This is a genomic window from Candidatus Neomicrothrix sp., from assembly GCF_035329545.1.
Taxonomy (GTDB): Bacteria; Actinomycetota; Acidimicrobiia; order Acidimicrobiales; family Microtrichaceae; genus Microthrix; species Microthrix subdominans.
On record NZ_DAOLGP010000028.1, the window covers coordinates 1 to 24,608 of the forward strand.

At 68.1% G+C, this 24,608-nt stretch carries 20 protein-coding genes and 2 pseudogenes; 18 read left to right on the forward strand and 4 right to left on the reverse strand.

What is annotated here, in order from left to right:
* Positions 1-305 (reverse strand): annotated as a pseudogene (locus tag PKD89_RS14130) (cytochrome P450); the annotation flags it as partial.
* Between the two features lie 369 nt (positions 306-674).
* Between PKD89_RS14130 and PKD89_RS14135 the strand changes: the two are divergent.
* From PKD89_RS14135 to PKD89_RS14145, 3 genes are all read left to right on the forward strand, one after another.
* A complete protein-coding gene (locus tag PKD89_RS14135) occupies positions 675-3,284 on the forward strand; it encodes an efflux RND transporter permease subunit (protein WP_289011101.1) in 2,610 nt (869 codons plus the stop codon).
* Positions 3,285-3,514: 230 nt separating this feature from the next.
* The gene (locus PKD89_RS14140) at positions 3,515-3,697 is read left to right on the forward strand and encodes a hypothetical protein (protein ID WP_289011102.1); all 183 of its coding nucleotides are present in this window, start codon (positions 3,515-3,517) and stop codon (positions 3,695-3,697) included.
* A gap of 12 nt (positions 3,698-3,709) precedes the next feature.
* A complete protein-coding gene (locus PKD89_RS14145) occupies positions 3,710-4,132 on the forward strand; it encodes a hypothetical protein (RefSeq protein ID WP_289011103.1) in 423 nt (140 codons plus the stop codon).
* A 182-nt stretch (positions 4,133-4,314) separates the two neighbouring features.
* On the opposite strand, the gene PKD89_RS14150 is transcribed toward PKD89_RS14145, so the two are convergent.
* Complete coding sequence (locus tag PKD89_RS14150; protein WP_289011104.1) at positions 4,315-4,635, reverse strand: helix-turn-helix domain-containing protein; 321 nt, start codon at positions 4,633-4,635, stop codon at positions 4,315-4,317.
* A 693-nt stretch (positions 4,636-5,328) separates the two neighbouring features.
* Between PKD89_RS14150 and PKD89_RS14155 the strand changes: the two are divergent.
* Positions 5,329-5,537 (forward strand): annotated as a pseudogene (locus PKD89_RS14155) (TOBE domain-containing protein).
* Between the two features lie 21 nt (positions 5,538-5,558).
* Here the strand turns inward: PKD89_RS14155 and PKD89_RS14160 are convergent.
* Positions 5,559-5,702, reverse strand: coding sequence for a hypothetical protein (locus tag PKD89_RS14160; RefSeq protein WP_287393654.1), 144 nt, complete (start codon positions 5,700-5,702; stop codon positions 5,559-5,561).
* Between the two features lie 151 nt (positions 5,703-5,853).
* Between PKD89_RS14160 and PKD89_RS14165 the strand changes: the two genes are divergently transcribed.
* The 4 genes from PKD89_RS14165 (at position 5,854) to PKD89_RS14180 (ending at position 11,936) form a co-directional block, all read left to right on the forward strand.
* Positions 5,854-7,398 (forward strand): flavin-containing monooxygenase, encoded by a 1,545-nt coding sequence (locus tag PKD89_RS14165; RefSeq protein WP_289011105.1) that lies wholly within the window; start codon positions 5,854-5,856, stop codon positions 7,396-7,398.
* 38 nt (positions 7,399-7,436) lie between these two features.
* Positions 7,437-8,516 carry an FUSC family protein gene (locus PKD89_RS14170; protein WP_289011106.1) on the forward strand — a complete coding sequence of 360 codons (1,080 nt, stop codon included), beginning with the start codon at positions 7,437-7,439 and terminating at the stop codon, positions 8,514-8,516.
* Positions 8,517-8,541: 25 nt separating this feature from the next.
* On the forward strand, positions 8,542-9,375 hold the full coding sequence (locus tag PKD89_RS14175; protein WP_289011107.1) for an SDR family NAD(P)-dependent oxidoreductase: 834 nt from the start codon (positions 8,542-8,544) through the stop codon (positions 9,373-9,375).
* A 122-nt stretch (positions 9,376-9,497) separates the two neighbouring features.
* Positions 9,498-11,936: an HAD-IC family P-type ATPase gene (locus tag PKD89_RS14180; RefSeq protein ID WP_324332506.1), complete on the forward strand. Its 2,439-nt coding sequence runs from the start codon at positions 9,498-9,500 to the stop codon at positions 11,934-11,936.
* A 74-nt stretch (positions 11,937-12,010) separates the two neighbouring features.
* Here the strand turns inward: PKD89_RS14180 and PKD89_RS14185 are convergent, their stop codons facing one another.
* The gene (locus PKD89_RS14185; RefSeq protein WP_289011109.1) at positions 12,011-13,663 is read right to left on the reverse strand and encodes an acyl-CoA dehydrogenase family protein; all 1,653 of its coding nucleotides are present in this window, start codon (positions 13,661-13,663) and stop codon (positions 12,011-12,013) included.
* 82 nt (positions 13,664-13,745) lie between these two features.
* Here PKD89_RS14185 and PKD89_RS14190 point away from each other — a divergent pair, with 82 nt between their 5' ends.
* The 10 genes from PKD89_RS14190 to PKD89_RS14235 form a co-directional block, all read left to right on the forward strand.
* Positions 13,746-14,774 carry an alpha/beta hydrolase gene (locus PKD89_RS14190; RefSeq protein WP_289011110.1) on the forward strand — a complete coding sequence of 343 codons (1,029 nt, stop codon included), beginning with the start codon at positions 13,746-13,748 and terminating at the stop codon, positions 14,772-14,774.
* 76 nt (positions 14,775-14,850) lie between these two features.
* Positions 14,851-15,252, forward strand: coding sequence for a hypothetical protein (locus tag PKD89_RS14195; protein ID WP_289011111.1), 402 nt, complete (start codon positions 14,851-14,853; stop codon positions 15,250-15,252).
* Positions 15,249-16,406, forward strand: coding sequence for an acyl-CoA dehydrogenase family protein (locus PKD89_RS14200; protein WP_289011112.1), 1,158 nt, complete (start codon positions 15,249-15,251; stop codon positions 16,404-16,406). The genes PKD89_RS14195 and PKD89_RS14200 overlap by 4 nt, the downstream gene beginning before the upstream one ends.
* Before the next feature lie 137 nt (positions 16,407-16,543).
* Positions 16,544-17,374 carry a thiamine diphosphokinase gene (locus tag PKD89_RS14205; RefSeq protein ID WP_289011113.1) on the forward strand — a complete coding sequence of 277 codons (831 nt, stop codon included), beginning with the start codon at positions 16,544-16,546 and terminating at the stop codon, positions 17,372-17,374.
* A 5-nt stretch (positions 17,375-17,379) separates the two neighbouring features.
* Entirely contained in the window at positions 17,380-18,510 is a 1,131-nt protein-coding gene (locus PKD89_RS14210; RefSeq protein ID WP_289011114.1) for a thiamine ABC transporter substrate-binding protein, read from the forward strand.
* Positions 18,507-20,186, forward strand: a complete 1,680-nt coding sequence (locus PKD89_RS14215) for an ABC transporter permease (protein ID WP_324332507.1) — start codon at positions 18,507-18,509, stop codon at positions 20,184-20,186. Before PKD89_RS14210 ends, PKD89_RS14215 begins: the two co-directional genes overlap by 4 nt.
* Before the next feature lie 65 nt (positions 20,187-20,251).
* Entirely contained in the window at positions 20,252-20,698 is a 447-nt protein-coding gene (locus PKD89_RS14220; protein ID WP_289011116.1) for an SRPBCC family protein, read from the forward strand.
* 260 nt (positions 20,699-20,958) lie between these two features.
* Entirely contained in the window at positions 20,959-21,939 is a 981-nt protein-coding gene (locus tag PKD89_RS14225) for a 3-deoxy-7-phosphoheptulonate synthase (protein WP_289012525.1), read from the forward strand.
* Positions 21,936-23,660 (forward strand): hypothetical protein, encoded by a 1,725-nt coding sequence (locus PKD89_RS14230; protein ID WP_289012524.1) that lies wholly within the window; start codon positions 21,936-21,938, stop codon positions 23,658-23,660. Before PKD89_RS14225 ends, PKD89_RS14230 begins: the two co-directional genes overlap by 4 nt.
* Before the next feature lie 12 nt (positions 23,661-23,672).
* The coding region (locus PKD89_RS14235; protein WP_324332508.1) for an aminotransferase class I/II-fold pyridoxal phosphate-dependent enzyme at positions 23,673-24,608 on the forward strand (936 nt) is incomplete at its 3' end.

A 24,608-nucleotide genomic window follows, 5' to 3' on the forward strand; every position in this document is an offset into this window, starting at 1 on the left:
GAGATGAGGCCCGGATCGGCGATCAGCTTGTCGTACTGATCGGGGTACTTGGTGAGGCCGTACACGCTGGACGTCATCGTGTTTCGGGTCGTGTCGTTGCCGCCGACGATGAGGAGCAGCAGGTTGCCCAGGTGATCCAGCGGTTCCATGTTTTTGGTGGCCTCGCCGTGGGCGAGCATCGAGACCAGGTCTGAGCCCGGGTTCTCAAGCCGTTCGACCCACAGACGCTCGAAGTAGGCCAGGCACTCGAGCAGCTCCTCCATCTTCTGCAGCCGGGTTTCGACCACGCCACCCGGCCGGGGCACCGCAAAGACGACGTCGGACCAACGGGTGAGCTTGCTCCGGTCCTCCTGCCCGGAGGTCGTCGTAGTTCATGATCGGCCAGTAACGGCCCGCCGAGTCGATCTCGTTGAAGTGAACCGGGTCTTCTGCTCGTAGCCGGGCGGAGTGGTCACTGTTCGCCGAGCTTCGGTCCGGGCACGGCCCCGGCAGCCCGTCGCTTCCGGGCAACCGTGCCCCGATTTACTGAGCGCCCGAGAATTGGTGCGCGAGCACCCGTCCGCGTGGCATGGTTCTCATTCGCTACATCTGGATTGGTGAGATAACCCATGGAACGGTTCTGGCGGTCAGCAGGGATACAGCTAGGCAGGTACTGGTGGGCGGTGTTCGGCGCCATGTTGGCCATCACGGTGTTGCTCGCGTTCGGGCTGACCCGGCTCGAGTTCGCAACCGGCCAGGACAGCTACCTCAACCAGGACTCCCAGATCGCCATCGACAACGTGCGCTATCAGGCGGACTTCGGTGGCGAGACCGCCATCGTGTTGTTCCAGGCCCAGGAGGGCCACGACATCACCGAGCTCTTTCAGGGTGCGAACCTCGAGGAGCTGAAGCGCCTGGAGGCCGAGCTGCGGGATATCCCCGAGGTCTACGCGGTGCTCGCGCCGCTGACCGCGGTGCAGTACTCCGAGGCGATTGTGACCGAAGGGGTCGGCACCAACGCTCTGCTTTCGGCCGCCGAACGAGACCCTGATCCCAAAGCCAAGGAAATCCGCCAGGCGGACATCTCAACCACGTTGGCACGGCTCAACTCGGTGCAAACCAAGGACATGTCCAATCCGGACTGGGTCAACTTCCTGTTGTTCGACAACACCGGTTTCGCCGTTGAGGGCGACGAGGTCGTTCCACCTGCGGCCGAGGACCGCAACGTGCGGGGCTCACTGCAGTCGACGTTCCCGAACCTGCAGACCGCTGTTGGCGGTGTGGTCATCGAGGGCAACGCCAGCCTCGACACGCTGTCGAACGTCACCCAGGCGACCCTCGACATCGTCTCGGACGCCAACTTCGAGGGCTTCGACGTGATCACCACGGGCTCCCCGGTGTTCCTCAAGGACATCAACGACTACCTGCAAGGCGGCATGCTCACCCTCGGCGCCGCCGCGGTGGCGATCATGGCGGTGATCCTGCTGTTGATGTTTCGGGTGCGGTGGCGCCTGCTGCCCCTGCTGAGCGTGCTGGTCGGGGTGGTCTGGGCGTTCGCAATCCTGGGTCTGATCAACGTGAACCTGTCGCTGGTCACCATCTCGGGTCTCCCCATCCTGATCGGACTCGGGATCGACTTCGCCATCCAGATCCAGAACCGCGTCGAGGAGGAGGTGGTGTTGGACAAACCGACCCATCCCATCTCGGAAACGCTTGCGAACCTGGCGCCCGCCCTGATCGTCGCCACAGTCGCCGGGATGCTGGCGTTCCTGGCGCTGTTGATCTCCCAGGTGCCCATGATCCGCGACTTTGGCGTGATGCTGGCGGTCGGCGTGATGGTGCTGGTGGCGGTCGGCATCGTGTTGCCCACCGCCGTGTTGGGTATCAGGGAGTGGAAGCAGCGCACCGTTCAACGGGGCACCTCCATCCCCGAGCGGATCGTCGTGTGGCTCGGTGGGCTCCCCGCCAAGTCAGCTGTGCCGCTGTTGTTGGCGTCGGTGCTGTTGTTCATCGCAGGCGTGGCTTTCGAGGGCAGCATCCGGATCGAATCGGATCCCGTGCGTTGGATCAACCAGTCGAGCCAGACCGTCAAGGACGTCGACACCCTCGAGGAGGCCACCGGCTTCTCGTCCAACCTGGGGGTGCTGGTGAGCGCCAACAACGTGCTCGCCCAGCCTGTGGCCGATGTGGTGTTCGACTTCACCGAGGATGCCGAAGCGACCGACGACGTCGTGGCTTCTTCGAGCGTCGAGAACACGATCGCCAAGATCATCAACGTTCCAGGCGCTACTCCGCTGGCCCCCACATCCGAGGATCTGGTCGCCGCGACGGAGGTGATGCCACCTGATGTCGAGGCGCTGCTGCTCAACGCCGACCGGACCGCCACACAGGTCAACCTCCGCCTCGCTCCCGCCAGCCTCGAGGAGCGTGCTGTGGTGGTGGAACGCCTCGAAGCCGACCTGACCGAGCGCATCGCGGAGCTCGACCTGCCGGAGGACTCGGTCCTTCTCGCCGACCTCGAGGACGGTGACCCCCCTATCCGGGCAACCCCCTCGGGCTTGGCCGTGGTCGGTGTTGGCCTGCTGCAGAACCTGTCCGCCAACCGCGCCATCCTCACCTATCTGGGCCTGGCACTGGTTGCGCTGTGGTTGCTGGTACGCCACCGCAGTCCGGCGCGAGCGCTGCTGACGATGATCCCCATCGGCCTCGCCGTCGGTGTGTCCACTGCGATCGTCGGGGCGGTCGGGCTCACCCTTTCACCGCTCACGACCGTGTCGGGTCCGCTGGTGATAGCGACCTGCACCGAGTTCTCGGTGCTGATCATGGCCCGATTCCTCGAAGAGCGACAGCGAGGTCTCCAACCGGCCGAAGCCTCGGAGCAAGCCGCCCGACGCACTGGGCGCGCGTTCTTCACCTCTGCGATGACCACCATCGGAGGTTTCGCCGTCTTGATCGGCTCCGCCCTGCCGCTGCTGCGCGACTTCGGAATCATCGTGACGCTCAACGTGGCCATCGCCCTGCTGGCTGCGCTGGTCGCCATGCCCCCGATCCTGCAATGGGCTGACGCCAAGGGCTACCTCGACACCGGCGAGTACGCCCCGGAGGCGGCGGTGGTGCTCGCCTCGAAACCGACGGGTGCGCGCCTGGCCGTGTGGATCGTCAGCGTCCTGATCGTCGCTGCAACAGCGGTGGGTCTGTTCCTCGCAGCCGACACGGCGAGCGGGGACACCACGGAGATCAACTACGTGCCCCAGGAACTGCCGGCCACGCCCGCTGCGGGACCAGAGGGTGAGCCGCCTGGCTAAGTGACGATCGACGCCGCCGACCGCCCCGGCGATGTGGCCGCCGGCCTGTGAGTCTTGTCATCAACGTTGCCGACCCGGACACCGCCTGCCCGCCAATAAGGGCAGCGTGCACTCCTCTAGACTTGTCGATTGGCGAAGTATTCTGACGCCACCCTGGCAGCCGAGAATGAGGTCCAGTGAAACTCACGAACGAGACCACACATCAGTCCGCTGAGAGACCTGCGTCCGTCATGTTGAGACAGAGCTACAAGCGCAGGTTCAACGTGGCCGAGATGTACGACGCGCTCGTGTTCGTACCGCGAGCGGCGCTGTCGCTGATCAACAACCGCAAAAACTCCATCGTCGACATACACCTCGTAGAACGGCTGCAGCTTGCAGTGACCGAGGTCAACGGTTGTGCAGCCTGCTCCTAGGCACACACGAAGATGGCCCTACGCGAAGGGATGAGCGGCGAGGAGATTGCCTCCTTCCTGAGTGGGAGCACCGATTTCATACGACCCGAAGAGGCGAAGGCCATCATTTTCGCCCAGCACTTTGCGGATACGGGGGGTCATCCCAAGAGTTACGCCTACGACTCGCTGGTTGATGAATACGGGAGCGAGTCGGCCCAGATCATGCTTTCGGCTGCTCAGGTTATGCTCGCCGGCAACGTGTATGGAATTCCGTTGAGCGCGTTCCAGTCCCGCCTCCGGAATATGCCTTTCCCGGACAGTTCCCTGCCGTACGAGCTGGGGATGCTCGCTGTTGGCCCCGCTATCTTGCCGATCGCATCGATCCACGGTGCGCTGAGAGGTCTGATCGGTCGGCCGAACGAACGATTCGACCGCGAACCCGAGACGATGAGTTGACCACGGGCGGGTGACCGCCTGGCACTCGACAATCACGCTCCGGTAAGCCACTCAGGTTTGGTGCCACGGATTTAAGCGGCGCGCACCACGGTTTTCGATTGGTGGCGGGGGCAGGATCTGAACCGGCGATCTTCGGGTTATGGGCCCGACGAGCTACAGAGACAAGGCTGCGCCCTAAGCGTTCAGGCAACCCGTACGGCGTCGATCATCTGATCCGGGATCTCGGCGGGGAAGGACAGCACCAAGTGCCGATCGAGGGCAGTCGCAACGCGAGCGAGAGTGTCGATCCGATTTTTTGCACCGCCGCCCTCTTCAAGCCGGGAGATAACCGACTGGGTCGTGCCCATCCGATCAGCCAACTCACGCTGGCTCAACCCAGCCTCGGTACGCAGGTCGTACATGAGTTGGCCAAGGTCAAGGTCCTGCTCGACCTCCGCACGCACCTCAGCTGAGGGCTTGCCCTTTGCTTTCTTGATGTCTTCCCATCGGGAGTTGTTCGCCATCATGGTCTCCTTCTACGGATTCTTCTCGGCGTAGTTCCGAGCGGTGTCCGGTGCCATTCGGACTGGTTGAGGCCATCGAGCCACTCGACGACTTCGTCATGTGCCTCTACCTCAGCCACGAGAAGCACCATCGCACATTTGCGATGATCGCACAAGCGCTATGTTTCGGGCCTCCAGGCCGGGAATGGCCTGCCTGCTACTCCAATTCACTATGCAGGGGCAGAGTCCAGCGCCCAGAGACTGCGACTCTCCCAGCGTGACAAGAACCACGAAGGCCCGGAATCCCTCTGGATCCCGGGCCTTCGTTAGCCGTTCTCGTTGGTGGCGGGGGCAGGATTTGAACCTGCGACCTTCGGGTTAGGCTCACCTTCACCCGGGCAGCGCTCAAGCGTCGCCTGACGAAAGTCGCTCGATCCGGATAAGCATGGAAGCGGGTGGCGTGGCTGAACCTGTTGCGTAGGTGCTGAGCCGGGAAGCGCTCGGGCCCACCTCGTTGGCGAACTGGGCGCTGGTGAGTTCGGAACGGGTGATGGCTGAGCGGACGCGGTCTGCGACCTCGGCCTTTTCGGCGGCGTCGGCGGCCACCATGGTGGCGCTCCCGCCGGTGCTTCACTCCACCTCGGTAGAGCGGGAACCTGGCGGCTGGACAGCTCGGCCGCTTGAGTGGCAAGAACGCAGATGGAAGGCTCAAGCATGCGCTTGAGCACCAGAAATCAGTTGAACGCAAAGGTCACCGAGGTGAACCTCGGCGAGGTGATGGCCACGGTGAAGGTCGAGCTGCCCGACGGGCAGACGATCACCTCAAGCATCAGGAGGAGGCGGCTCTCGATCTGGAGCTAGCTGTTGGTGATCCGGTGGTGGCGCTGGTGAAGTCGACCGAGGTCATGCTCGGTAAGGAGTGACGACCGGTTCAGCCCGATGGGCTATCCGTCGTTGACACGCTCCATCTGCTGGCCACAGCAGATCTCCGAGTGCACCATCTCCGGTGGACATGGGCAGGGCTTCTCGTAGACGAGTTGGGCGCCGCACTTCTCGCAGGCGTAACGCTCTCCGGCTTCACGGGACATGGAGGCTCCTTCGTCGTCGGACCGGCGTGCCGCGACCCTTGGGCCCGGTGCCGCCGTCCAAGTATGCCCCGGCTGTTCAGCGGAGTCTATGGTTCATTTGACTGGATAAGTGATGAAATAACGACATCTCTCAAGGTGTATCATTTCGACCGTGGAGCATCTCAACGTCATCGTCGTCGGGGCGGGTCTGTCGGGCATCGCCGCCGGGCACTACCTGAGCAACGACTGCCCGTGGGCGGACTACGCCATTCTCGAGGGCAGGGAGGCGATGGGCGGCACGTGGGACCTGTTCCGCTACCCGGGCCTCCGCTCGGACTCGGACATGTTCACCCTGGGGTACTCGTTCCGGCCGTGGGACGGCGCCAAGTCGATCGCCGACGGCGACTCAATCCTCCGCTACGTCCGGGAGACTGCCGCAGAGGAGGGCATCGACGGAAAGATTCGCTACGGGCACCGCATAGTCGCCGCCAACTGGTCGACCGAGAATGCCCGTTGGACCGTGCAGGTTGAACGAAGCGGGAGCGACGATCCGACCACCCTCACGTGTGACTTTCTGTTCTCCTGCACCGGCTACTACCGCTACGACCACGGCTACACGCCGGACTTTCCTGGCATGGACACCTTTGGCGGCACGGTGGTGCACCCCCAGCACTGGCCCGACGACCTGGACGTCACCGGCAAGCGCGTGGTGGTGATCGGCAGCGGTGCTACCGCGATCACCCTCATCCCGTCGCTCGCCCACGACGCTGAGCACGTCACCATGTTGCAGCGCACGCCCAGTTACGTCGCCTCGCTGCCGGCGATCAACCCGCTGGCCGACGGGGCGCGTCGTTGGCTGCCCGCCAAGGTGTCGGGCCCGCTGGTCCGATGGGCGTTCGCTCTGGGCACGCTCGGCTCGTACAAGCTGTCCCGCTGGCGCCCGGCCTTGGTGAAGAAGGCGCTGCGGCGCGACGCTGCGCGCCAACTGCCCGACGGCTACGACCTCGACACCCACTTCAACCCCCCGTACGACCCCTGGGACCAGCGCCTGTGCGTCGTGCCCGACGGTGACCTGTTCGCCGCGATCAGCGACGGCTCGGCATCGGTGGTGACCGATCACGTCGAGACGTTCACCCAATCGGGGATCACGCTGACATCCGGTGCCGAGCTGGAGACCGACATCGTCGTCACCGCCACCGGACTGGAGTTGCTCTTTGCCGGTGGCATGGAGTTGAGCGTCGACGGCGAACCGCTCGATCTGCCCAGCAAGCTGACGTACAAGGGCATGATGCTCGAGGACGTGCCCAACCTGGCCCTGGCCATCGGATACACCAACGCCTCGTGGACGCTCAAGGCCGAGCTGACGTGTCAGTACGTGTGTCGCATCCTCAACCACTTGCGCGACACCGGGCTGCGCCAGGCCACGCCGCGCAACCGGGATGCCTCGATCACCGTCGCGCCGTTGCTGGGCCTCACCTCCGGCTACATCACCCGTGCGGCCGACCGGTTTCCCCAGCAGGGCAGCCGCTTCCCGTGGCAGGTGCACCAGAGCTACCTGCGCGACTACCGGGCGCTGCGGATGAGCGACGTGGTCGACGAGGCGATGGAGTTCTCCAACCGTCGGTCGCCGTCGCGGCCGCTCAGCGGCCGTTTAGACACAGCGCGTGCGGCGCCAGCGGGTCGTTCCGGCTCGGATAGTGTGCCCGTCGACGCATGAGATTGAGCGTGCCGTAACCCGAGACACAACGAGACGACGTGACCAGCAACGAGCAGTCGGTTTCACCATCTGAGGCCGTTGCCAACCGAAGTCCGGTCGAGTCCGCTGAGTCGGAAGGGCACCCCAAGGCCCCGATGAGCCACATGCTCGGCTTGGTCGCCGTCGTGCTCGCGTCGCTCATCGTGCTGCTCGTGTCGCCATGGCGAGGCGGCTTCGGCTTCGCCTACATGGGGGTCGTGCCCGGAATTGCCGCGGTCATCGCGTCGACGCGGGTCGCTTTTCTTAGCGCCGTGGTGACTGCGGGTGCCGTACTCGTCGGCGTGACGGTCAGCGGCTCGCTGCCGCTCTCGGTGCTGTGGATGACCGTGTTGGCGGTCGGCATCGTGTACGCCTCGCGGTACGGCGCCTCCAGCGTTGGGTGCATGATCACGGCGCAGGCGGCGATCGTGATCGTCTACGGCAGGGTGTATGCCGGCGCCCCCGAGCCGTTCAACCAGCCTCACACCTTCACCGGTGGGCTGCCGGTGGCCGCCTTTGCCCTAGGCGGCGGCCTGGTCGTAGCGCTGGCGGGCCAGATCTTCCTGCGTCGCTTTCCCGGACGGTTGGGCGACGACCTCTCGGTGCCGGACTCATGGTGGTACGGCGCATCGGTGATACCGCTGACCATCGTCGGCACGTTGGTGTGCCGCGCCTTCTTCCCGGGCACGCACTCGTGGTGGTTTCTGCTGACGGTCTACGTGGTGCTGTTGCCGGTCAGCGTGGCGGCAATCGAGCGCATGCGCGGCCGGGTGATCGGAACGGTTGCGGGCGCCGCCGTCGTTGCGGTCGTCACCTTCGTGGTCGCCGAGGCGGAACTGAGCGTCAACATCATCTACGGCCTGGCGCTGATCGCAGCAGTCGGCACCATCGTCTTCGCCCACGGCTCCTACACCCTGGACGCCGCCTTCCTGACCGCAACCGTGCTCCTCGGCGGCTTTGGCTCTGCGAACAACCCGACGCTGCTGCACGGCGAGCGGGTGGGGCTGACCATTCTTGGGGCGACCGCCGCTTTCGGGGCGCTGCGATTCAACGACTGGCTGCGGGCGCGTGTCGACCAGCGGCCCGAACTCACGACATGACGATCTACCACCACGAGGATGCGCAGTGAAGCAGTTTGAAGGACGAGTAGCGGCGATCACGGGTGCCGGTTCGGGCATCGGGCGGGCGCTGGCAGAGAACCTGGGGGCCCAGGGCGCGCATCTGGCCCTCTCCGACGTGAATGAGTCCGGCTTGGCCGACACGGTCGCCCGTTGTGAGGGGAAGGGCGTGAGGGTCACCTCCCAAAGGGTCGACGTGGCCGACCGCCCAGCTGTCGAGGCGTGGGCCGACTCGGTCGTCGAGGATCACGACAAGGTCAACCTGATCGTCAACAACGCCGGCGTCGCCCTGGGTGCGACGGTCGAGTCGATGTCCTATGAAGACTTCGAGTGGTTGATGAGCATCAACTTTTGGGGGGTCGTCTACGGCACCAAGGCATTCCTGCCCCATCTGAAAGCGTCGGGAGAGGGGCACGTCGTCAACGTGTCCAGCGTGTTTGGGCTGGTGTCGATCCCGACGCAGTCCGCCTACAACGCCGCCAAGTTTGCGGTTCGAGGCTTCACCGACGCACTGCGCATCGAGCTGGAGATCGACCCCTGCGGGGTGTCGGCCACCACGGTGCATCCCGGGGGGATCGCCACCAACATCGCCAAGGACGCCCGCATGGACGAGAGCGTCGCCGACGTGACCGGCTCGGCCGAGGAGGCCAAATTGGAGTTCGACAAGTTTCTGCGCACCGACCCCGACAAGGCGGCCCGCCAGATCCTCAAGGCGGTGCAACGCAACCGGCGACGGACGCTGATCGGCCCCGACGCCGTCGTGTTCGATGCCGTGTCACGCCTACCGGCCGGCTTGTACCAGCGGGTGCTCGCCGGTGGAGCCCGCCGCCAGCGAGGCTGAGCCGGGCTCCAGTGGGCAACGCAACCAGCGGCGGCGCCCTCAGCGTCCAAGGCGCAACCCACTCACTCCACCCCGACGGCGCCTACCGAAAATTGGCGCCCAGGACTACCATTTGACGGTTCGTGCCCCGCCTCGCCCCCTCTGCTCCTGACGCCCAGCCGGACGACATCCCGGCGAACGACGACGCCTTCAGCGCCCCCGAACCCACCGGCGAGGTGTCCGACGCCTACCCCGAAAACGGGCTGACCGACGGCGAGGTGACCGAGCGGGTTGCCGACGGGCGGGTCAATCGTCGGCCAGGCGTGCAGGGAATGCGTACGAGCCGGATCGTCCTCACCAATGTGTTGAGCCCGGTCAACGGCATCATGCTGGCACTGTTCGTCCTGATCGGGATCTCGGGATACTGGAAGGACGCCCTCTTCGTCGGGGTGGTCGTGACCAACACGGTGGTGGGCATCACCCAGGAACTGCGGGCCCGGCGTGAGCTCGACCAGCTGAAGGTGCTGACCGAGCCGGCGGCCACGGTCGTCCGAGGCGGCCACACTTCGGAGGTGCAGGCCGACGACCTGGTCGAGGATGACCTCGTCGAGGTGAGTGCCGGGTTTCAGGTGGTTGCCGACGGCGAGGTGACCGACGCCGTCGGGCTGAGCGTCGACGAGTCGCTCTTGACCGGCGAATCCAAGGCGGTGGCCAAGGAGGTCGGCGATTCCATCCTGTCCGGTAGCTTCATCGTCGCCGGCCGGGGGCGTTTCCGGGCGACCGGGGTTGGCGCACACAGCTATGCGGGTTCGCTGACCACCGAGGCCCGACGATTCTCGATGGCCGGGTCCTGGCTGCAGGGCGAGATCAACCGCATCATCCACTGGCTGCTGTTCATCGTGCCGCCTGCGGCATTGGGGATGTGGCTGACGCGACGAGGCAGCGGGGACACCTGGCAAGAGGCGCTGCAAGGAACGGTGGCGGCCGCGGTGTCGATGGTGCCCGACGGCCTGGTGCTGCTGACCAGCGTGGCCTTCGTTGCCGGCGTGGTCACGCTGTCGCGCCACAAGGCGCTGGCCAAGCAACTGGCCACGGTGGAAAGCCTGGCCCGGGTGGACGTGTTGTGCATGGACAAGACCGGCACGATCACCACCGGCGAGCTGGAGTTTGTCGAGGCGGTCCCGCTCGACGACATCGAGGTGGACGAGGTGAAGCAGGTGCTGGCGGCGATCGCTGCTGCGGACCCGTCGCCCAACGCCACCAGTACGGCGATCGCCGAGGGTACCGGCACCCCGCCGGATTGGACGGTGGCCGCCCTCGAACCCTTCCAGAGCCAATACAAGTGGGCGGGCGTCACCTTCGCCGGTCGGGGGATGTTCATCCTGGGAGCACCCGACGTGATGGTCGACGCCGACGACCCGGTGCTGGAGCGGGTGGGTGCCCTCAGCACGGGCGGGTCGCGGGTGTTGTTGCTGTCGAGGGCAGCGGAGAGCTCGTCGTTCCATCCGTTGCCCGACGATATGACCCCGATGGCCATCGTGGAGCTGTCCGACGAGGTGCGCGACGACGCCGCCGACGTGATCGAGTTCTTCGCCCGCCAGGGCGTCGACCTCAAGGTGATCTCCGGCGACAACATCGGCACGGTTTCAGCGGTGGCCGAGCGCGCCAACATCACACAGATCGGCGAGCCGATCGACGCCCGTCGGCTGCCGTTGGACAGCGAACCCAGCGACGAGATGGCCGATGCGATGGAGTCGACCACCGTGTTCGGGCGGGTGACCCCCCACCAGAAGGAGGCGATGGTCTCCTCGCTTCAGGCCAGGGGTCACGTGGTGGCGATGACCGGCGACGGCGTCAACGACGTCATGGCGCTCAAGCAGGCCGACCTGGGCATCGCGATGGGGGAGGGCAGTGCCGCCGCCCGGTCGATCGCCGACCTGGTGCTGACCGACAACGCCTTCGCCACGCTGCCGGTCGTCGTCTCTGAGGGCCGCAAGGTGATCAACAACGTCGAGCGGGTGTCCAACCTGTTCCTCACCAAGTCGGCGTATGCCATCGTGCTCACCGTTGCTGTCGCCGTGGCCAGCATGCCCTTTCCGCTGTTGCCCCGTCAGCTCACCCTGATCGGCACGTTCAGTATCGGGCTGCCCGGGTTCTTCCTGGCCCTCTCTCCCGAGGTCGATCGGCTGCGCCCCGGGTTTCTGCGCAGGGTGTTGTCCTTCGCCCTGCCCGCCGGGGTGATCGCCGCAGCGATGGCGATGGTGGCGTTCGTCTATACCCGCAACCATTTCGGCCTGCCGGAGGCCCGCACGATGACGACGCTGACGCTGCTGGCGATCGGGCTGGTGGTGCTGCTGGCCAGCAGCCGGCCCCTCCATCCCTGGAAGATCGGCCTCGCCGTCGGGATGGCGGTGTCATATGCGCTGATCTGCGGACTGTGGATCACCCGGGACTACTTCGAGCTGAGCTACGTGGCCGATGCCGGGGTGTGGGGCGTCGGCGTGGGCGCATCCCTGCTTGGCGGAGTGCTGATCGTGGCGTTGACCGCGCTGCTCGACCGCACCGAGCGCACGGGCGCCTGAGCACACGAGCGAACGGGTGCCTGGGCCGGGCCGCTGAGGCGGCCCACGCCAGGGTGCGACATCAGGCGGTCGGCTCAACTGGCCAGGGGGAGCGCCCGGCGGACGATGGCGCCAGCGTCGGCGGCGGGGGAGAGCGTGCCAAACGCAATGCCGCCGCCCGAGCCCAACCGGCTTTCGATAAACGCCTCGGCCACCTCGGACGGCGCATGGCGGACCAACAGGGACGCCTGCAACAGCAGGGCCAGGCGCTCGACGACCGATCGGGCCGATCGCTCCAGCTCGTCGGGCTGGTCCAACAGCGCCTGCACCTCGCCGAGCGCAGCGGCCATGGTGGGTGAGGCCTCGGCGGTCACCCGCAGCTCGGACATGAGGGCGGCGGTCGACTCGGGGGAGCGGGCCATCGCCCGCAGCACATCGAGGCAGATGACGTTGCCCGAACCCTCCCACACGCCGTTCAGTGGGCTCTGGCGAAACAGGCGCGGCATCGGCGATTCCTCAACAAAGCCGTTGCCGCCGAAGCATTCGAGGGCCTCGGCGGCGTGCATCGGGGCCCGCTTGCAGATCCAGTATTTGAGGATCGGCGTGGCCAGCCGGGTGAGCAGCCGAGCCGTGTCGTCGTTGCGGTGTGAGTCCCTGCCGCCAGCGGTGGCGTCGAACAGGCCGGCCAGCCACATCGCCGACGTTGTGGCCGCCTCGGACTCGAGGGCCAGGTCGGCCAGCACCTGCGTCATCAGCGGTTGATCGACCAAGGTGCGGCCGAAGGCGCTGCGGTGACGGGCGTGCCAGATGGCCTGGGCGGTTCCCTGGCGCATGATCGCCGTCGCCCCCAGCACACAGTCGAGGCGGGTGTGGTTGACCATTTCGATGATCGTGGCCACGCCGCGACCCTCGTCGCCCACGCGACGCACCCAGGCTTCGTCGAACTCGACCTCGCTCGAGGCGTTCGACCGGTCGCCCAGCTTGTCCTTGAGGCGCTGGATGGCCATGGCGTTGCGCGTGCCGTCGGGCCGCCAGCGTGGGAGGAAAAAGCACGTGAGCCCAGCCTCGGTCTGGGCGAGGGTGAGGAACCCGTCGCTCATCGGCGCCGAACAGAACCACTTGTGGCCGGTGATCAGGTACTCGTCACCGGAGAGATGACGGGCGGTGGTCGTGTTGGCCCGAACGTCGCTGCCGCCCTGCTTTTCGGTCATCGCCATGCCACAGGTCAGCCCCGACTTCTGTTCCGCCGGGACGAACCGACGGTCGTAACTGGCGGCGGTCAGGCCGGACTCCCACTCGGCGAACAGCTCGGGATTGTTCCGCATCGCCGGGACGACCGAATACGTCATCGAAGTGGGACACATGTGGCCACCGTCGGTTTGGTACCAGACGATCACCTTGGCGCACCGGGCGACGTGGGAGCCCGTGCGGTCATCCGCCCATGGGGCCGCGCCCAACCCCTCGCCGATCGCCACGGTCATCAGCTCGTGGTAGCTGGGATGGAAGCGCACCTCGTCGATGCGGTGGCCGTAGCGGTCGTGGGTCAACAGCTCGGGCGGGTTGGCGTTGGCCGCACGGCCCCACTCCTGTGCGTCCTCGCTACCGGCGAGCCTTCCGATGCGCTCGAGGTCGGGACCCGCCCAGCCGGCCCCCTCGCGCTGCAGCGCCCCGGTCAGCGCCGGGTCGGCGCCGAAGACGTCGTAGTCGACCAGGGGGCGGCTCTGGTTCGTCACATCATGAGTGGCCATGACAGCAGTATGACGGTGCCAGGGCGGAGCGTGCAGGGGTGACCGCTGGCGGTCCGGCCACCGAAGTTGTAGCAAGGAGTTCATGGACGACGTCAACCAATCGACCGCAGGCGTCGAGCCGGAGCCCGCGTCGGAGCCGAATTTGGAGCTGGAGCCGGCGGCGGTCCCCACGGACGACGATGCACCCGCGTTGCGCCCCAAGGAGGTGCGCGCCCGTACCTCTCGACGTCGGCTGCAGGTCGTCAATGCGGCGGCGAGGCGGCTGGCCACGGCTCGATACGCAACCGACCCGCTCGAGATCCGGCGCACGGTCGACCGTCTGGCTCGTCTGCAGCCGCGGGTGCGTGGCGTGACGATCCGCCGCGGTTCAGTGGCGGGTGTTCCCGGCGAATGGGTCATGACCAAGGGCAGGGCCCGGCCGGGCACCGTGATGTACCTGCACGGTGGCGGATACATCGCCGGTGGCCCACACACCCACCGCATGTTGGTCGGCGCGCTGGTGGTGCGCACCGGGTTTCGGGCGTTCGTCCCCGACTATCGCCTCGCCCCCGAGCACCGCCATCCGGCGGCGTTGGACGACGCACGCGTTGTCTATGACCAGCTGGCGACCCAGACCCACGACACCGGCCGTTCGTTCGCCGTGGCGGGCGACAGCGCCGGTGGGGGCCTGGCCACCGCGCTGGTGGTCGATCGCAGGGACGCGGACGTCCGGCTCCCGGACCGATTGGCCCTGATCTCGCCCTGGGTCGACCTGAGCGGGCCCAGCCCAGAGACGATCGAGGAGCGAGCGGGCCTAGACGTGGTGATGCGGGCCGAGCAGATCCAATTGTCGGGTCTGGCCTATGCCGAAGATCGCATCGCCGATCCCAGCGCGTCGCCGCTGTGGGCCGACCTGCGCGGCCTCCCGCCGACCTTGATTCAGGTGGGCACGAGCGAGTTGATCGGCGTGGAAGGCGAGCTGCTCGCCCAACGGATGGCCATCGCCGGGGTACCGGTGGAGCTCGAGGTGTGGGAGAACATGCCGCACGTGTTTCAGGCGGTCCCGGTGCTGAAGGAGCGACGCTTCGCGCTCGACCGCTTGGCGTCGTTCATCTCGGAGGATCGGGACTGACCCGGCCCGAGCGCAGCGTCGGTGTCGGCGTGCTCTGATGGTCGATCAGCGGTGAGCGGCAACTACGATCCCGACCATGGGAATCGGCTCAACTGGTTACAACATCCTCAACATTCTGCACATCCTGGCGGCGGTGGTGGCCTTTGGGCCGCTGTTCATGTATCAGTCCCTGCAGCGGGCGGGCGCCACGGCCCAGATCGCCAAGCTGCACCTGTACATGGTCATCCCGTCGATGGTGCTGCTGTGGGTCTTCGGCATGGGCATGGTCGGCATGTCCGACGAAGCGATCCAGATGTCCGACGTGTGGATCTCCGGTGGCCTCGGCACCTGGCTGGTGGCGCTGGTGGTCAGCGTGGTCCTCGTCCGTCCGGCGCTGACCGAAACCGGTGACTCCGCCAAATCCAAGCTGGCCGCCGGCACGGGTGTGTGCCACCTGATGCTGGTGATCGCCCTGTACTTCATGGTGTTCAAGCCGTGATCGGCTTCACCGAGGAGCACGAGCTGTTTCGCTCGACGGTCCGCTCATTTGTCGAGACCGAGATCAACCCCCACGTCGAAACATGGGAGGCCGAAGGCACCTTTCCGGCCCAGGAGCTGTTCACCAAGATGGGCGCCCTCGGGCTGCTTGGCTTGGAATACGACGAGGCTGACGGTGGCGGCGGGGCCGACCACCTGTACACGCTGCTCCTGTTCGAGGAGCTGGGACGCTCAGAGTCGATGGGCATCCCGATGGCGATCGGCGTGCAGACCGACATGGCCACCCCGGCGCTGGCGGCGTTCGGTTCCGCCGAGCTGAAGCAGCAGTACCTGGCGCCGGCCATCACCGGCGAGGCGGTTGCGGCGATTGCGGTCACCGAACCCGACGCCGGCTCCGACGTGGCCGCGCTGACCACCCGCGCGGTGCGCGACGGCGACGACTGGATCATCTCCGGCGCCAAGCTGTACATCACCAACGGCACCCAGGCCGACTGGCTGTGCGCGCTGGTGCGCACCTCCGACGAGGGCGGCTCCCGCGGGGTCAGCCAGATCATCATCCCCACCGATGTCGCCGGGTTCTCGGTGAGCCGCAAGCTGGACAAGCTGGGCATGCGGGGATCGGACACCGCCGAGCTGGTCTTCGACGAGGTGCGGGTGCCGGTCGCTAACACGATCGGCGAGATCGGCCGAGGCTTCCCCCAGCAGATGCAGCAGTTTCAGAACGAGCGCCTGGTCGCCTCCTACCAGGCGGTCGGAGCGATGGAGCATGCGCTGGTACGCACCCGCGACTACCTGATGGAGCGCCACGCGTTTGGCGCCCCGCTGGCGGCCAACCAGTACCTGCAGTTCACGCTGGCCGAGCTGACCGCCGAGATGGAAATGGTGCGGTCGCTCAACTACCGGGCGGCAGCGGCGATGATCGCCGGCGAGGACGTCACTAGGCTGGCGACGATCGCCAAGCTGACCTCCGCCCGATCGCTGCGGCGGGTTGCCGACTGGTGCCTGCAGTTCCACGGCGGCATCGGCTTCATGGAGGAGACCTGGACCGCCCGGTTCTTCCGGGACGCCCGGCTGTGGTCGATCGGCGGGGGAGCCGACGAGGTCATGCTGAGGCAGTTGGCCCGCATGGATGGCTACGCACCGCCTCGCTCCTGAATCGCCACCGGTGGTCACGGTGGTCACGCTGAGCTAGGTTGCCGACACCTACCGGGGAGCTCGATCGATCGGGCTGAGAGGGCGGATTAAGTCCGCCGACCCGCAACCTGAACTGGGTAATGCCAGCGGAGGGAGCCATGGTCGCTGTCATCTACGTCGGGGGCATGGGCCCCAGCGCGCCGCCCGCGCTGCCGGCCGAGCCGATCGTGCGTATCGCCGCCGATAGCGGCCTCGATCTGGCCGTGGCGTTGGGGGCGGACGTCGACCTGGTGGTCGGCGACCTCGACTCGGTGTCCGTCGACGCGCTGGCGGCTGCCCGCGTCCGCAACGTCGAGGTGCGCTCGTCGCCTGCCGACAAGGATGAGACCGATCTGGAGTTGGCCATCGTCTGCGCTGAGGCCCTTGGCGCGTCGCAGCTGGTCGTGATCGGCGGTGGTGGTGGCCGCCTCGACCACCTGCTCGGCGTGCTCGCCGCACTGGCCGGAGCTGCCCGGCGCGGCCTCGAAGTGGCGGCCTACCCGGGTGACGATCTGATGTGGCTCGTCGCACCGGGGGTACGTCTGGAGCTGTCGATCCAGCCCGGTCGCACCGTGTCGCTGGTACCGGTTGGCGGGCCGGCAACCGGGGTCACCGCATCCGGCCTGGTCTGGCCGTTGGCCGAAGCCACACTCAACCCGTACGAGGGCATCGGCGTGTCCAACCGCGCCGAGGCGCCCAGGGTTGCCGTCGAAGTCGCCGACGGGGTGGTCGCCGTGATCGTCCCAGACCTCGCGACGGAGGGCCGCCACGCCGCCACCCGCGCCGCCGGAGCCGACGCCGATGCCCCGGACGTCGGTGGCCCGGTCACCGCGCCGGACGACGTGCCCTGCCCACCGCAGGCCGCGTTCCGGCGCGATCACCCTTCGAACCCGGCCCAGTCAACCGACGCCGTCCCCCCAACACGCCCGATCCCCTCAGGAGAGCGATGATGCCGATGTTCCATTCGAGCGGAGACCCCGGGTCCCCGAACGACCCCTGCGGCAACCGGCGCGCCGTCGGCCTGCGCGGCCCGCTGGTGGCCGTCGCCGTGCTGGCGATGGCACTCGTCGGCTGCGCCGGCGACGACTCGGCTACCGGTGCCGACGGCACCTCCGCTCCCGACGCGGAAGGGCCGGTCGAGCTGGTCACCTACGACGCCTATGTGCTCGACGAGGATGCCGCAGCGACGTTCGCCGACGAGGAGGATCGGGAGATCTCGGTGCTGCAACAGGGCGACGCCGGATCGATGACCGCCCGGGCCGTGCTGTCGGCCGGCAACCCGGAGGGCGACGTGCTCTTCGGCGTCGACAACACACTGCTCACCCGCGCACTGGACGCCGAGCTGTTCGAGCCGTTGCCCGAGGAGATCCTCGACCTGGTGCCCGAGGAGTACCGGGTCGACGGACCCGGTGGCGACACGGTGGTGGCGATCGACTCGGGCCAGGTGTGCGTCAACGCCGACACCGCCTGGTTTGCCAAGAACAGCCTCGAGGTGCCCAGCTCCCTCGAGGACCTGACCGATGAGCGCTACCGGGGGCTGTTGGTCACGCAGAACGCCGCCGCATCGTCGCCGGGGCTTGCGTTCGTGCTGGGCACGATCGCCCATTTCGGCGAGGACGACTGGCAGGACTACTGGAAGCGCCTGGTCGAGAACGAGGTGCGGGTGGCCGCCGACTGGTCCGACGCCTATGAGGCCGCCTACACCGTGTCGGGTGGCGACAGGCCCCTGGTCGTGTCCTATGGGTCCAGCCCGCCGGCCGAGGTGTTCTACTCCGAGGGCGAGCGCACCGAACCGCAGAGCGAGGTGATCGAGGCCACCTGCACCGAGCAGGTCGAGTACGCCGGCGTACTCGTCGGCACCCAACGCCCCGAGGCGGCGCGTGCGCTCGTCGCCTTCCTGCTCAGCGACGAGAACCAACGCTCGATCCCGCTGGCCAACTTCGTTTTCCCGATCCGAGACGTCGAGACTCCCGAGGTGTTCGAGCGCTTCGCAGTGAAGGCCGTCGATCCGCTGCGTCTCGATCCCGACGAGATCGCCGCCAACCGGGACCGCTGGACCGAACAGTGGCGGGCGATCGCCGGGTGAGCGTCGACGTCGGTCGTGTGCGTACGACGCTCACCCAGGTGCCAACTTGGGTGCTGCTCGGCCTCGGTGTGATCGCGCCGCTGGCAACGCTGACCTGGGCGGCCCGCACCGGGGTGCCCGGGTCGATCGACTCGACGGTGCCGATCGGTCAGCGTCTGGTCCGTACCGGCTGGGTGACGCTCGTCCAAGCGGGTGCGTCCACCGTCGCCACCCTGGCGGTCGGGCTGCCGATCGCCGTCGTGCTCGCCCGGTTCCGGTTCCCGGGCCGCAGCGTCCTCCGGGCGCTGATCGCCGCTCCGTTCGTCTTGCCCAGCGTCGTGGTCGGCGCCGCCGTGCTGGCGCTGCTGGGTCCAGGTGGGCCGCTTGGGTCGCTGGCGCCCCAGCCGGGCTCGGCGGGATCGCTGGCACTGATCGTCGTCGCCCACGTCAGCTACGAGCTGATCATCGTCGTCGCCATCGTCGGTGCCCGGTTGGAAGCCTTGCCGTCGGCCCAGCTCGAGACCGCCCGAACCCTCGGCGCCGGCGGGTGGCGCCGCGGCGCCGCCGTCGTCCTGCCCCAGATCCTCCCGGCGGTCGCCGGGGCGGCCGCCCTCGTCTTCTTGCTCACAGCCGGGTCGCTGGGCGTCGTGTTGGTGTTGGGGGGACCGCGATGGGCGACCCTCGATGCCGAGGTCTGGTACCTGGGCACCCAGCTGCTCGACCTGCGGGGTGCCGCCATCCTGGCGCTGGTGCAGGCCGGCTTCGTCGCGGTGGTCGGGGTTGCCTATGCCACTGCGGGCCGTCGCTCGCCGGGCGGCGGTTCGTTGGGGAGTGGTTCGTTGGGACGTGGCTCGTCGGGTGCAATCGGTGCCGGCGGGCGTCTGGGAACCGGCGCCGGGGCGCTCGGCAGCACCCGCCGGCCCACAGGCGTCGAGTGGGGCTGGGTCGCCGGCGTCGTCGCGTTGGTGGGACTGTTCACGGTCGCCCCCTTCGTCGCCCTCGCCGGACAGCTCACCGGGGTCACCCCGGCGCGCTTCGCTGCCTTGTGGAGCGACGGCACCCGGGGCGTTCCACCGCTGGGGCCTGCGGTGGGTCGCTCGTTGGGCTACGCGGTGGCGGTGGCGGTGGTGTGCACGGTGGCGGCGATCGGTCTGGGCCTGGCGTTGCGCTCAGGTCGGGGCCGGCTCACCCAGGGCGTGGTCGCTTTGCCGGTGGGCGTGTCGGCGGCGGCGATCGGTCTCGGCGTGGTGCTGATGGGCCTGATCGGCCCAGTCGACCTGCGGGGAAGCGCTGCCGCAGTCGTGCTGGTGCAGGCGGCGATGGCGCTGCCCTTCGCCGTCGGGGTGACCGTCCCGGTGATGCTCGCCGCCCCCCGGGGACTCGAGGAGGTGGCCGCCACGCTGGGGGCAGGCGAGGTCGAGCGCTGGCGTCGGGTGTTGTTGCCGCTGGCAGCCACCGGTATTGCGGGCGGGGCGGCGCTGTCGGCCGCCGTTGCGTTGGGGGAGTTCGGTGCATCGACCTTCGTCGTGCGGGGTGACGCCCCCACGTTGCCCACCTTGGTCGGCCGCCTGCTGTCCCGCCAGGCGCCGGAGGCGGTCGCCCTGGGCACCCTGGTCGCCGCCGTCCTTGGCCTGATGTGCGGTCTGCTCGTCGTCGCCGCCCAGGGACTGGCCCAACGCTCCCGGCTGGATCAGTAGAGGACCGCATCTCGGTCGGGTTTGGCCGTTCGTCGCATCCTGACGGGAATGAATAGGGTGCCCCCGTGCAGGTAACCGCAGCGGTCGTCGCCCCCGTCAAACCGGCAACGCTGTTCGCCCGGATCGATCGGTTGGATGACTACCCGCGCTGGCTCGACATCGTGCAGCGGGTGGAGGGGACCGAGCCTCACCCCGACGACGAGGGCCCGGCATGGATCGTCGACCTGGGCAGTCGGGTGGGGCCGCTGCAGCGCTCGAAGCGACTGCGCATGGTGCGTACCGTGTGCGACGACCCTTCCGAGGTTCGCTTCGAGCGGCGCGAGCACGACGGGCGTGACCACAGCCCTTGGGTCCTGTCGGTGGTGATCGACGAGCTGGAACCCGAGGTGTCGACGATGAAGATGACCCTCAGCTACGGCGGCTCGCTGTTCGGCCCCGTACTCGAGCGGTTGCTGCAGCGGGAGATCGACGCCAGCCGCCCCAGGCTGCTGGCCTGGATCGAAGCCGAGTAGCCAGCCGCTGGGTCGCCCATCCCCCGTCCACCCGTCCACCCGTCCACCCGCCGCACGCCCCTCGCATGCCCCAACTCGGGAGCCCAAGGGGCGGTCTGGCGGTTGTTTGGGCTCCCGACTTGGGGGAGGGCCTGGAACTGGGGAGTGCAGGGCGCGGTCTGGCGGTTGTTTGGGCTCCCGACTTCGGGAAGGGTGAGGGATGTGCCGGCCAAGGCGATCGCATGTGCCCCCGGGCGAGGGGTACCACTAGCGTCCAGCCGATGCTGGTCGTCACCAACGAACTGGACCGATTTCGCAGCGACACCGATGCGCTCGCCCGTCGAGACAGCCGGTTTCTTCGCGCTGCGGTGAGGGGACCGGTCGTCCAGCCCGAGCACCTCGAAGCTGCGCTGGGGTTGGTGTTGGCACTGACCGGTACCTCGATGTCGGAGGAGGGGCGCCGCACCCTCAAGGTGATCGAGTTGGGCGTCGACCCCGACGCCGGCGGCTCCCCGGGCGATACGTCCGACGGCTCGGCGCGAGCCAACCTGCTGCGTGCGCTGGTCGCCAGCGGCTTCTCGGCGTTCGACCAGTCGGAGCGTTGGCTGGACGCCGACGGGGGAGACCGGACGGTTACCGCTCGCTGGACCCAGGTTCGTGGCAACCTGCGCCGTGACCTGGCGTTCATCGAGGCCTGCGGGGTCGACCCCGACGTCTACACCCAAATCCAACGGGCGTCGCTGTACTTCTCCAGCCGCCTCACCCCCGACCTGGCGCCCGACGGCACCCGGGCGCTGCTCGACGCCCATCTGCTGGTCGCCCGAGCCTCCGAGCTGGTGCCGGACAGCCACCAGGTGCACCTGTTGGCCCGGATGGACAACCCGGTGCTGGTTCAGGCGGAGGCGGGCATCGACTCGGAGCAACTGCTCGAGGTGCTCGAGACGATCGACCGTCTGCGCAGCCCGGGCCGGGTGATCGTGTCACTCACACCGGCGGGCGACGAGGTCGAGGAATTGTCCGAACTGGTCGGCGGTGTCGCAGCTGTGCGTCCCGGCACGACGTGGGTGGGCAATCCGACCGCCGAGCTGGCCGACCCCGACGGCGGTGCTGTCGACAGCGCAACGGCGGTCGAACGCACCAAGGGGCTGTCTGCGGTGGTCGGCGCTGCCGGATCGCATCTCGCCGGCTTCGACATCGAGGTTCACGCCACGCGGCTGGTGGAAGCTCCGGTGGTGCTGGCTGCGCTCGGGCACGACAGGTGAGCGCCACCTCCACCAGCACCGGCCCCCCGGCGGGCGGAGGGCTGGCGCAGGGCACCCTGCTCGTGGTGGGCGGCGCCGGCGTGACCGGACATTGGGTGGCCGAGCACCTCGGCCCCATGGCGCCGCTCGGCGGAGGCGCAACCCCGAGCCACATCGTCATCGCCGACACCGATCCGGACGTCGAATACCGGCTTCCCCCCATGCGCCCGGGCGGCCCGACCGTCAAGGCGGTGCACCTCAACGTGGCAGGTGACGGCGCCGAGACCACCGACGACGGGGTTCCGCTGGCCGCGCTGGCCGCCGCAGCCGACCAGGTGTGGATCACCGTGGCCTCCGACGGTCTGGCTCAGGTCGCCGGCGCCCTGTCCGTCGGTTCGCTGTCCGGCCGAGCACCGGCCCTGCCGCCGCTGCTGGTGTTCACCGCCGCCCAGGTAGCCGCCGCCGAGGCGTTTGCTGGTCGTGCCGCCACCGACTCGATCGTGGGGCTGCATGTCCTGGTCGGTCCCGACACCGCGTCGGCGGTTGGCCACACGGCGGTCGTCTGCCTCGACCCCGAGCACGCTGTCGACCTCGAGCCGACCGTGGACTCGGAGCACGGTGTCGACCACGAACGCGCGCTCGAGGACGGCCTTGCCGCCGCCACCCTGGCGCTACTTGGCGAGGTCGGCATGCGGCCGATCCTGCTCAGCCCGACCGATCACGACCGGGCGATGGCCTGGGTGGAGGGTGTGAGCGAGTTCGTGCTGCTGTCGCTGGGTGCAGCCCTGGTCGACTCCGGCGTGCCCCTCGAGCTGTTGTGGGAGGTGCGGACCCCCACCTTCCAGCTGCTCGCCGCCCTGGTCGCCCGCACCTACGACACGGTGCGTTACGAACAGGTGGCCAGTGCCCAGCTGAACGCCTCACGAACCGATCCGCTGGTGAGACAGAGCCTGCATCGTGCCGTCGCCGACCTGACCCGGCGGGTCGACCCGGCCGCCGGCGCCGACACGGCCGGGTTGATCGACGAGCTGGACCGCGTGGCAAGGGGCCTGCCCACCTGGTTTCGACGGACGCTGGCCCAGGGATCCGAGGGTGCTGTCGAGGCGGTGCGCAGTACCGAGCGGGACCTGGTTGCGGCCTCGCGGGATGCTTCGCTCGTCGGCATCCGCCGGCTGTCGGGCGGCGCTCCCACCCACGTCGGGCGGGTGATCGGCGCGGATGATGATCAGCTGCAGCTCGACGATCGCCTGGTCGTAACGCCCAACGGGGCAGTGGTCGTCGACTCGCCGTGGGCGGAGGAGTACCTGGCCGGGATCGGGGTGGACGCCCGGGTGGGTCCGGTGTCGTTGCGGGTGCACAACCACGCCACGGTCACCGGGGCCGAGCTCGATGCTTGGAGCGCCGAGCACCTGGCCCGATACCGGCTGATCGTCGGCGTCGACTGGCCGGTGGGCGACTGCCCCAACGTCGACCTGGCTGCGGCGGTGACCTCGCTGGCGCCGGCGGCGGTCGAGTCGGTCGAGGTGACCGATACCTACGAGGCCGATGGGCTCACCCGCGTGACCGTCGAGGCCCGGGTACGGATCGACCACAGCCCCGAATCGGTGGTCGAACCCTGGGCCGACCGGTTGACTCACCTACTCAGCCCCGAGCCGATCGTGCGGTTCTCGGTGCCGCGCGCTGCGACGCCCCTCAACGCTTCAACGACGTCGCCGGCCGAGCGCGCATCCCCAGCGCAATGAGCGGGTCCCGACGTGGCTGACGGAGTGGCCGGCCCGAGGTTCCGAACGCAGGTGCACGCCGGTGCGCCCTATCGACCGGGACGCTCGGCGACCGGTAGCGACGTGGTGAAGCTGTCGTCCAACGAGCTGTCGGCGGCCCCGGCGGTGGCCGCGGTGGCGGCGGCAGCGGCCGCTGCGGCGGGAGCCAATCGCTACCCGGATCCGGTCTCCGGGGCGTTGCGCCAGGCGCTCGCCTCCCACCACGGTCTGGGGGCCGACCAGGTGTGCCTGGGCGGCGGCTCGGTGGCCCTGATCGCCGAAGCGGTGGGGGCCACCAGCTCGGCGGGTGATCACGTGGTGCACGGCTCGCCATCCTTCGAGGCCTATCCGCAGCTGATCCGCCTGTCCGGGGCCTCCTCGGCAGCCGTGCCCAACGTCAACGCGTCGTTGGACCCCGAGGGGTTTGTCAGCGCAGCCAACGGCAGCGACGCCCGGCTGGTGTTGATCGCCAACCCCAACAACCCCACCGGCACCGCCTGGCGGACCGACGACGTGCGCAAGGTGCTCGACGGCGTCGCCAGCGAGACGCTGGTTGTGCTCGACGAGGCGTACCACGAATTCGTGACCGATCCCGACGTGCCCGACGGCGTCGAGCTGCTCAGCGAGTACCCCAACCTGGTGGTGCTGCGCACGTTCTCCAAGGCGTGGGGCCTGGCCGGGCTGCGGGTTGGCTACGCGCTGGGCTCACCGACGGTGATCGCCGCCCTCGATGCGGTGCGATTGCCGTTCTCGGTGTCGGCGCCGGCCCAGGCGGCCGCACTGGCGGCGCTCGGTGAGCGCGGGGCGATGGAGGCGGCCGTCGCCGAGGTGATCGCCGAGCGATCACGGCTGATCGAGGGCCTGAACGGCGCCGGATGGAACCTGCCCGACAGCCAGGCCAACTTCGTCTGGTTCGGCGTGGGGGAGCGC

Bases quoted from the DNA above. Each gene is read 5' to 3' on its own strand.
- PKD89_RS14135 (WP_289011101.1), top strand. From the start codon at position 675: ATGTTGGCCATCACGGTGTTGCTCGCGTTCGGGCTGACCCGGCTCGAG.
- PKD89_RS14140 (WP_289011102.1), top strand. From the start codon at position 3,515: ATGTTGAGACAGAGCTACAAGCGCAGGTTCAACGTGGCCGAGATGTAC.
- PKD89_RS14145 (WP_289011103.1), top strand. From the start codon at position 3,710: ATGGCCCTACGCGAAGGGATGAGCGGCGAGGAGATTGCCTCCTTCCTG.
- PKD89_RS14150 (WP_289011104.1), bottom strand. From the start codon at position 4,635: ATGGCGAACAACTCCCGATGGGAAGACATCAAGAAAGCAAAGGGCAAG.
- PKD89_RS14160 (WP_287393654.1), bottom strand. From the start codon at position 5,702: ATGTCCCGTGAAGCCGGAGAGCGTTACGCCTGCGAGAAGTGCGGCGCC.
- PKD89_RS14185 (WP_289011109.1), bottom strand. From the start codon at position 13,663: ATGGCCACTCATGATGTGACGAACCAGAGCCGCCCCCTGGTCGACTAC.
- PKD89_RS14190 (WP_289011110.1), top strand. From the start codon at position 13,746: ATGGACGACGTCAACCAATCGACCGCAGGCGTCGAGCCGGAGCCCGCG.
- PKD89_RS14195 (WP_289011111.1), top strand. From the start codon at position 14,851: ATGGGAATCGGCTCAACTGGTTACAACATCCTCAACATTCTGCACATC.
- PKD89_RS14205 (WP_289011113.1), top strand. From the start codon at position 16,544: ATGGTCGCTGTCATCTACGTCGGGGGCATGGGCCCCAGCGCGCCGCCC.
- PKD89_RS14210 (WP_289011114.1), top strand. From the start codon at position 17,380: ATGTTCCATTCGAGCGGAGACCCCGGGTCCCCGAACGACCCCTGCGGC.
- PKD89_RS14225 (WP_289012525.1), top strand. From the start codon at position 20,959: ATGCTGGTCGTCACCAACGAACTGGACCGATTTCGCAGCGACACCGAT.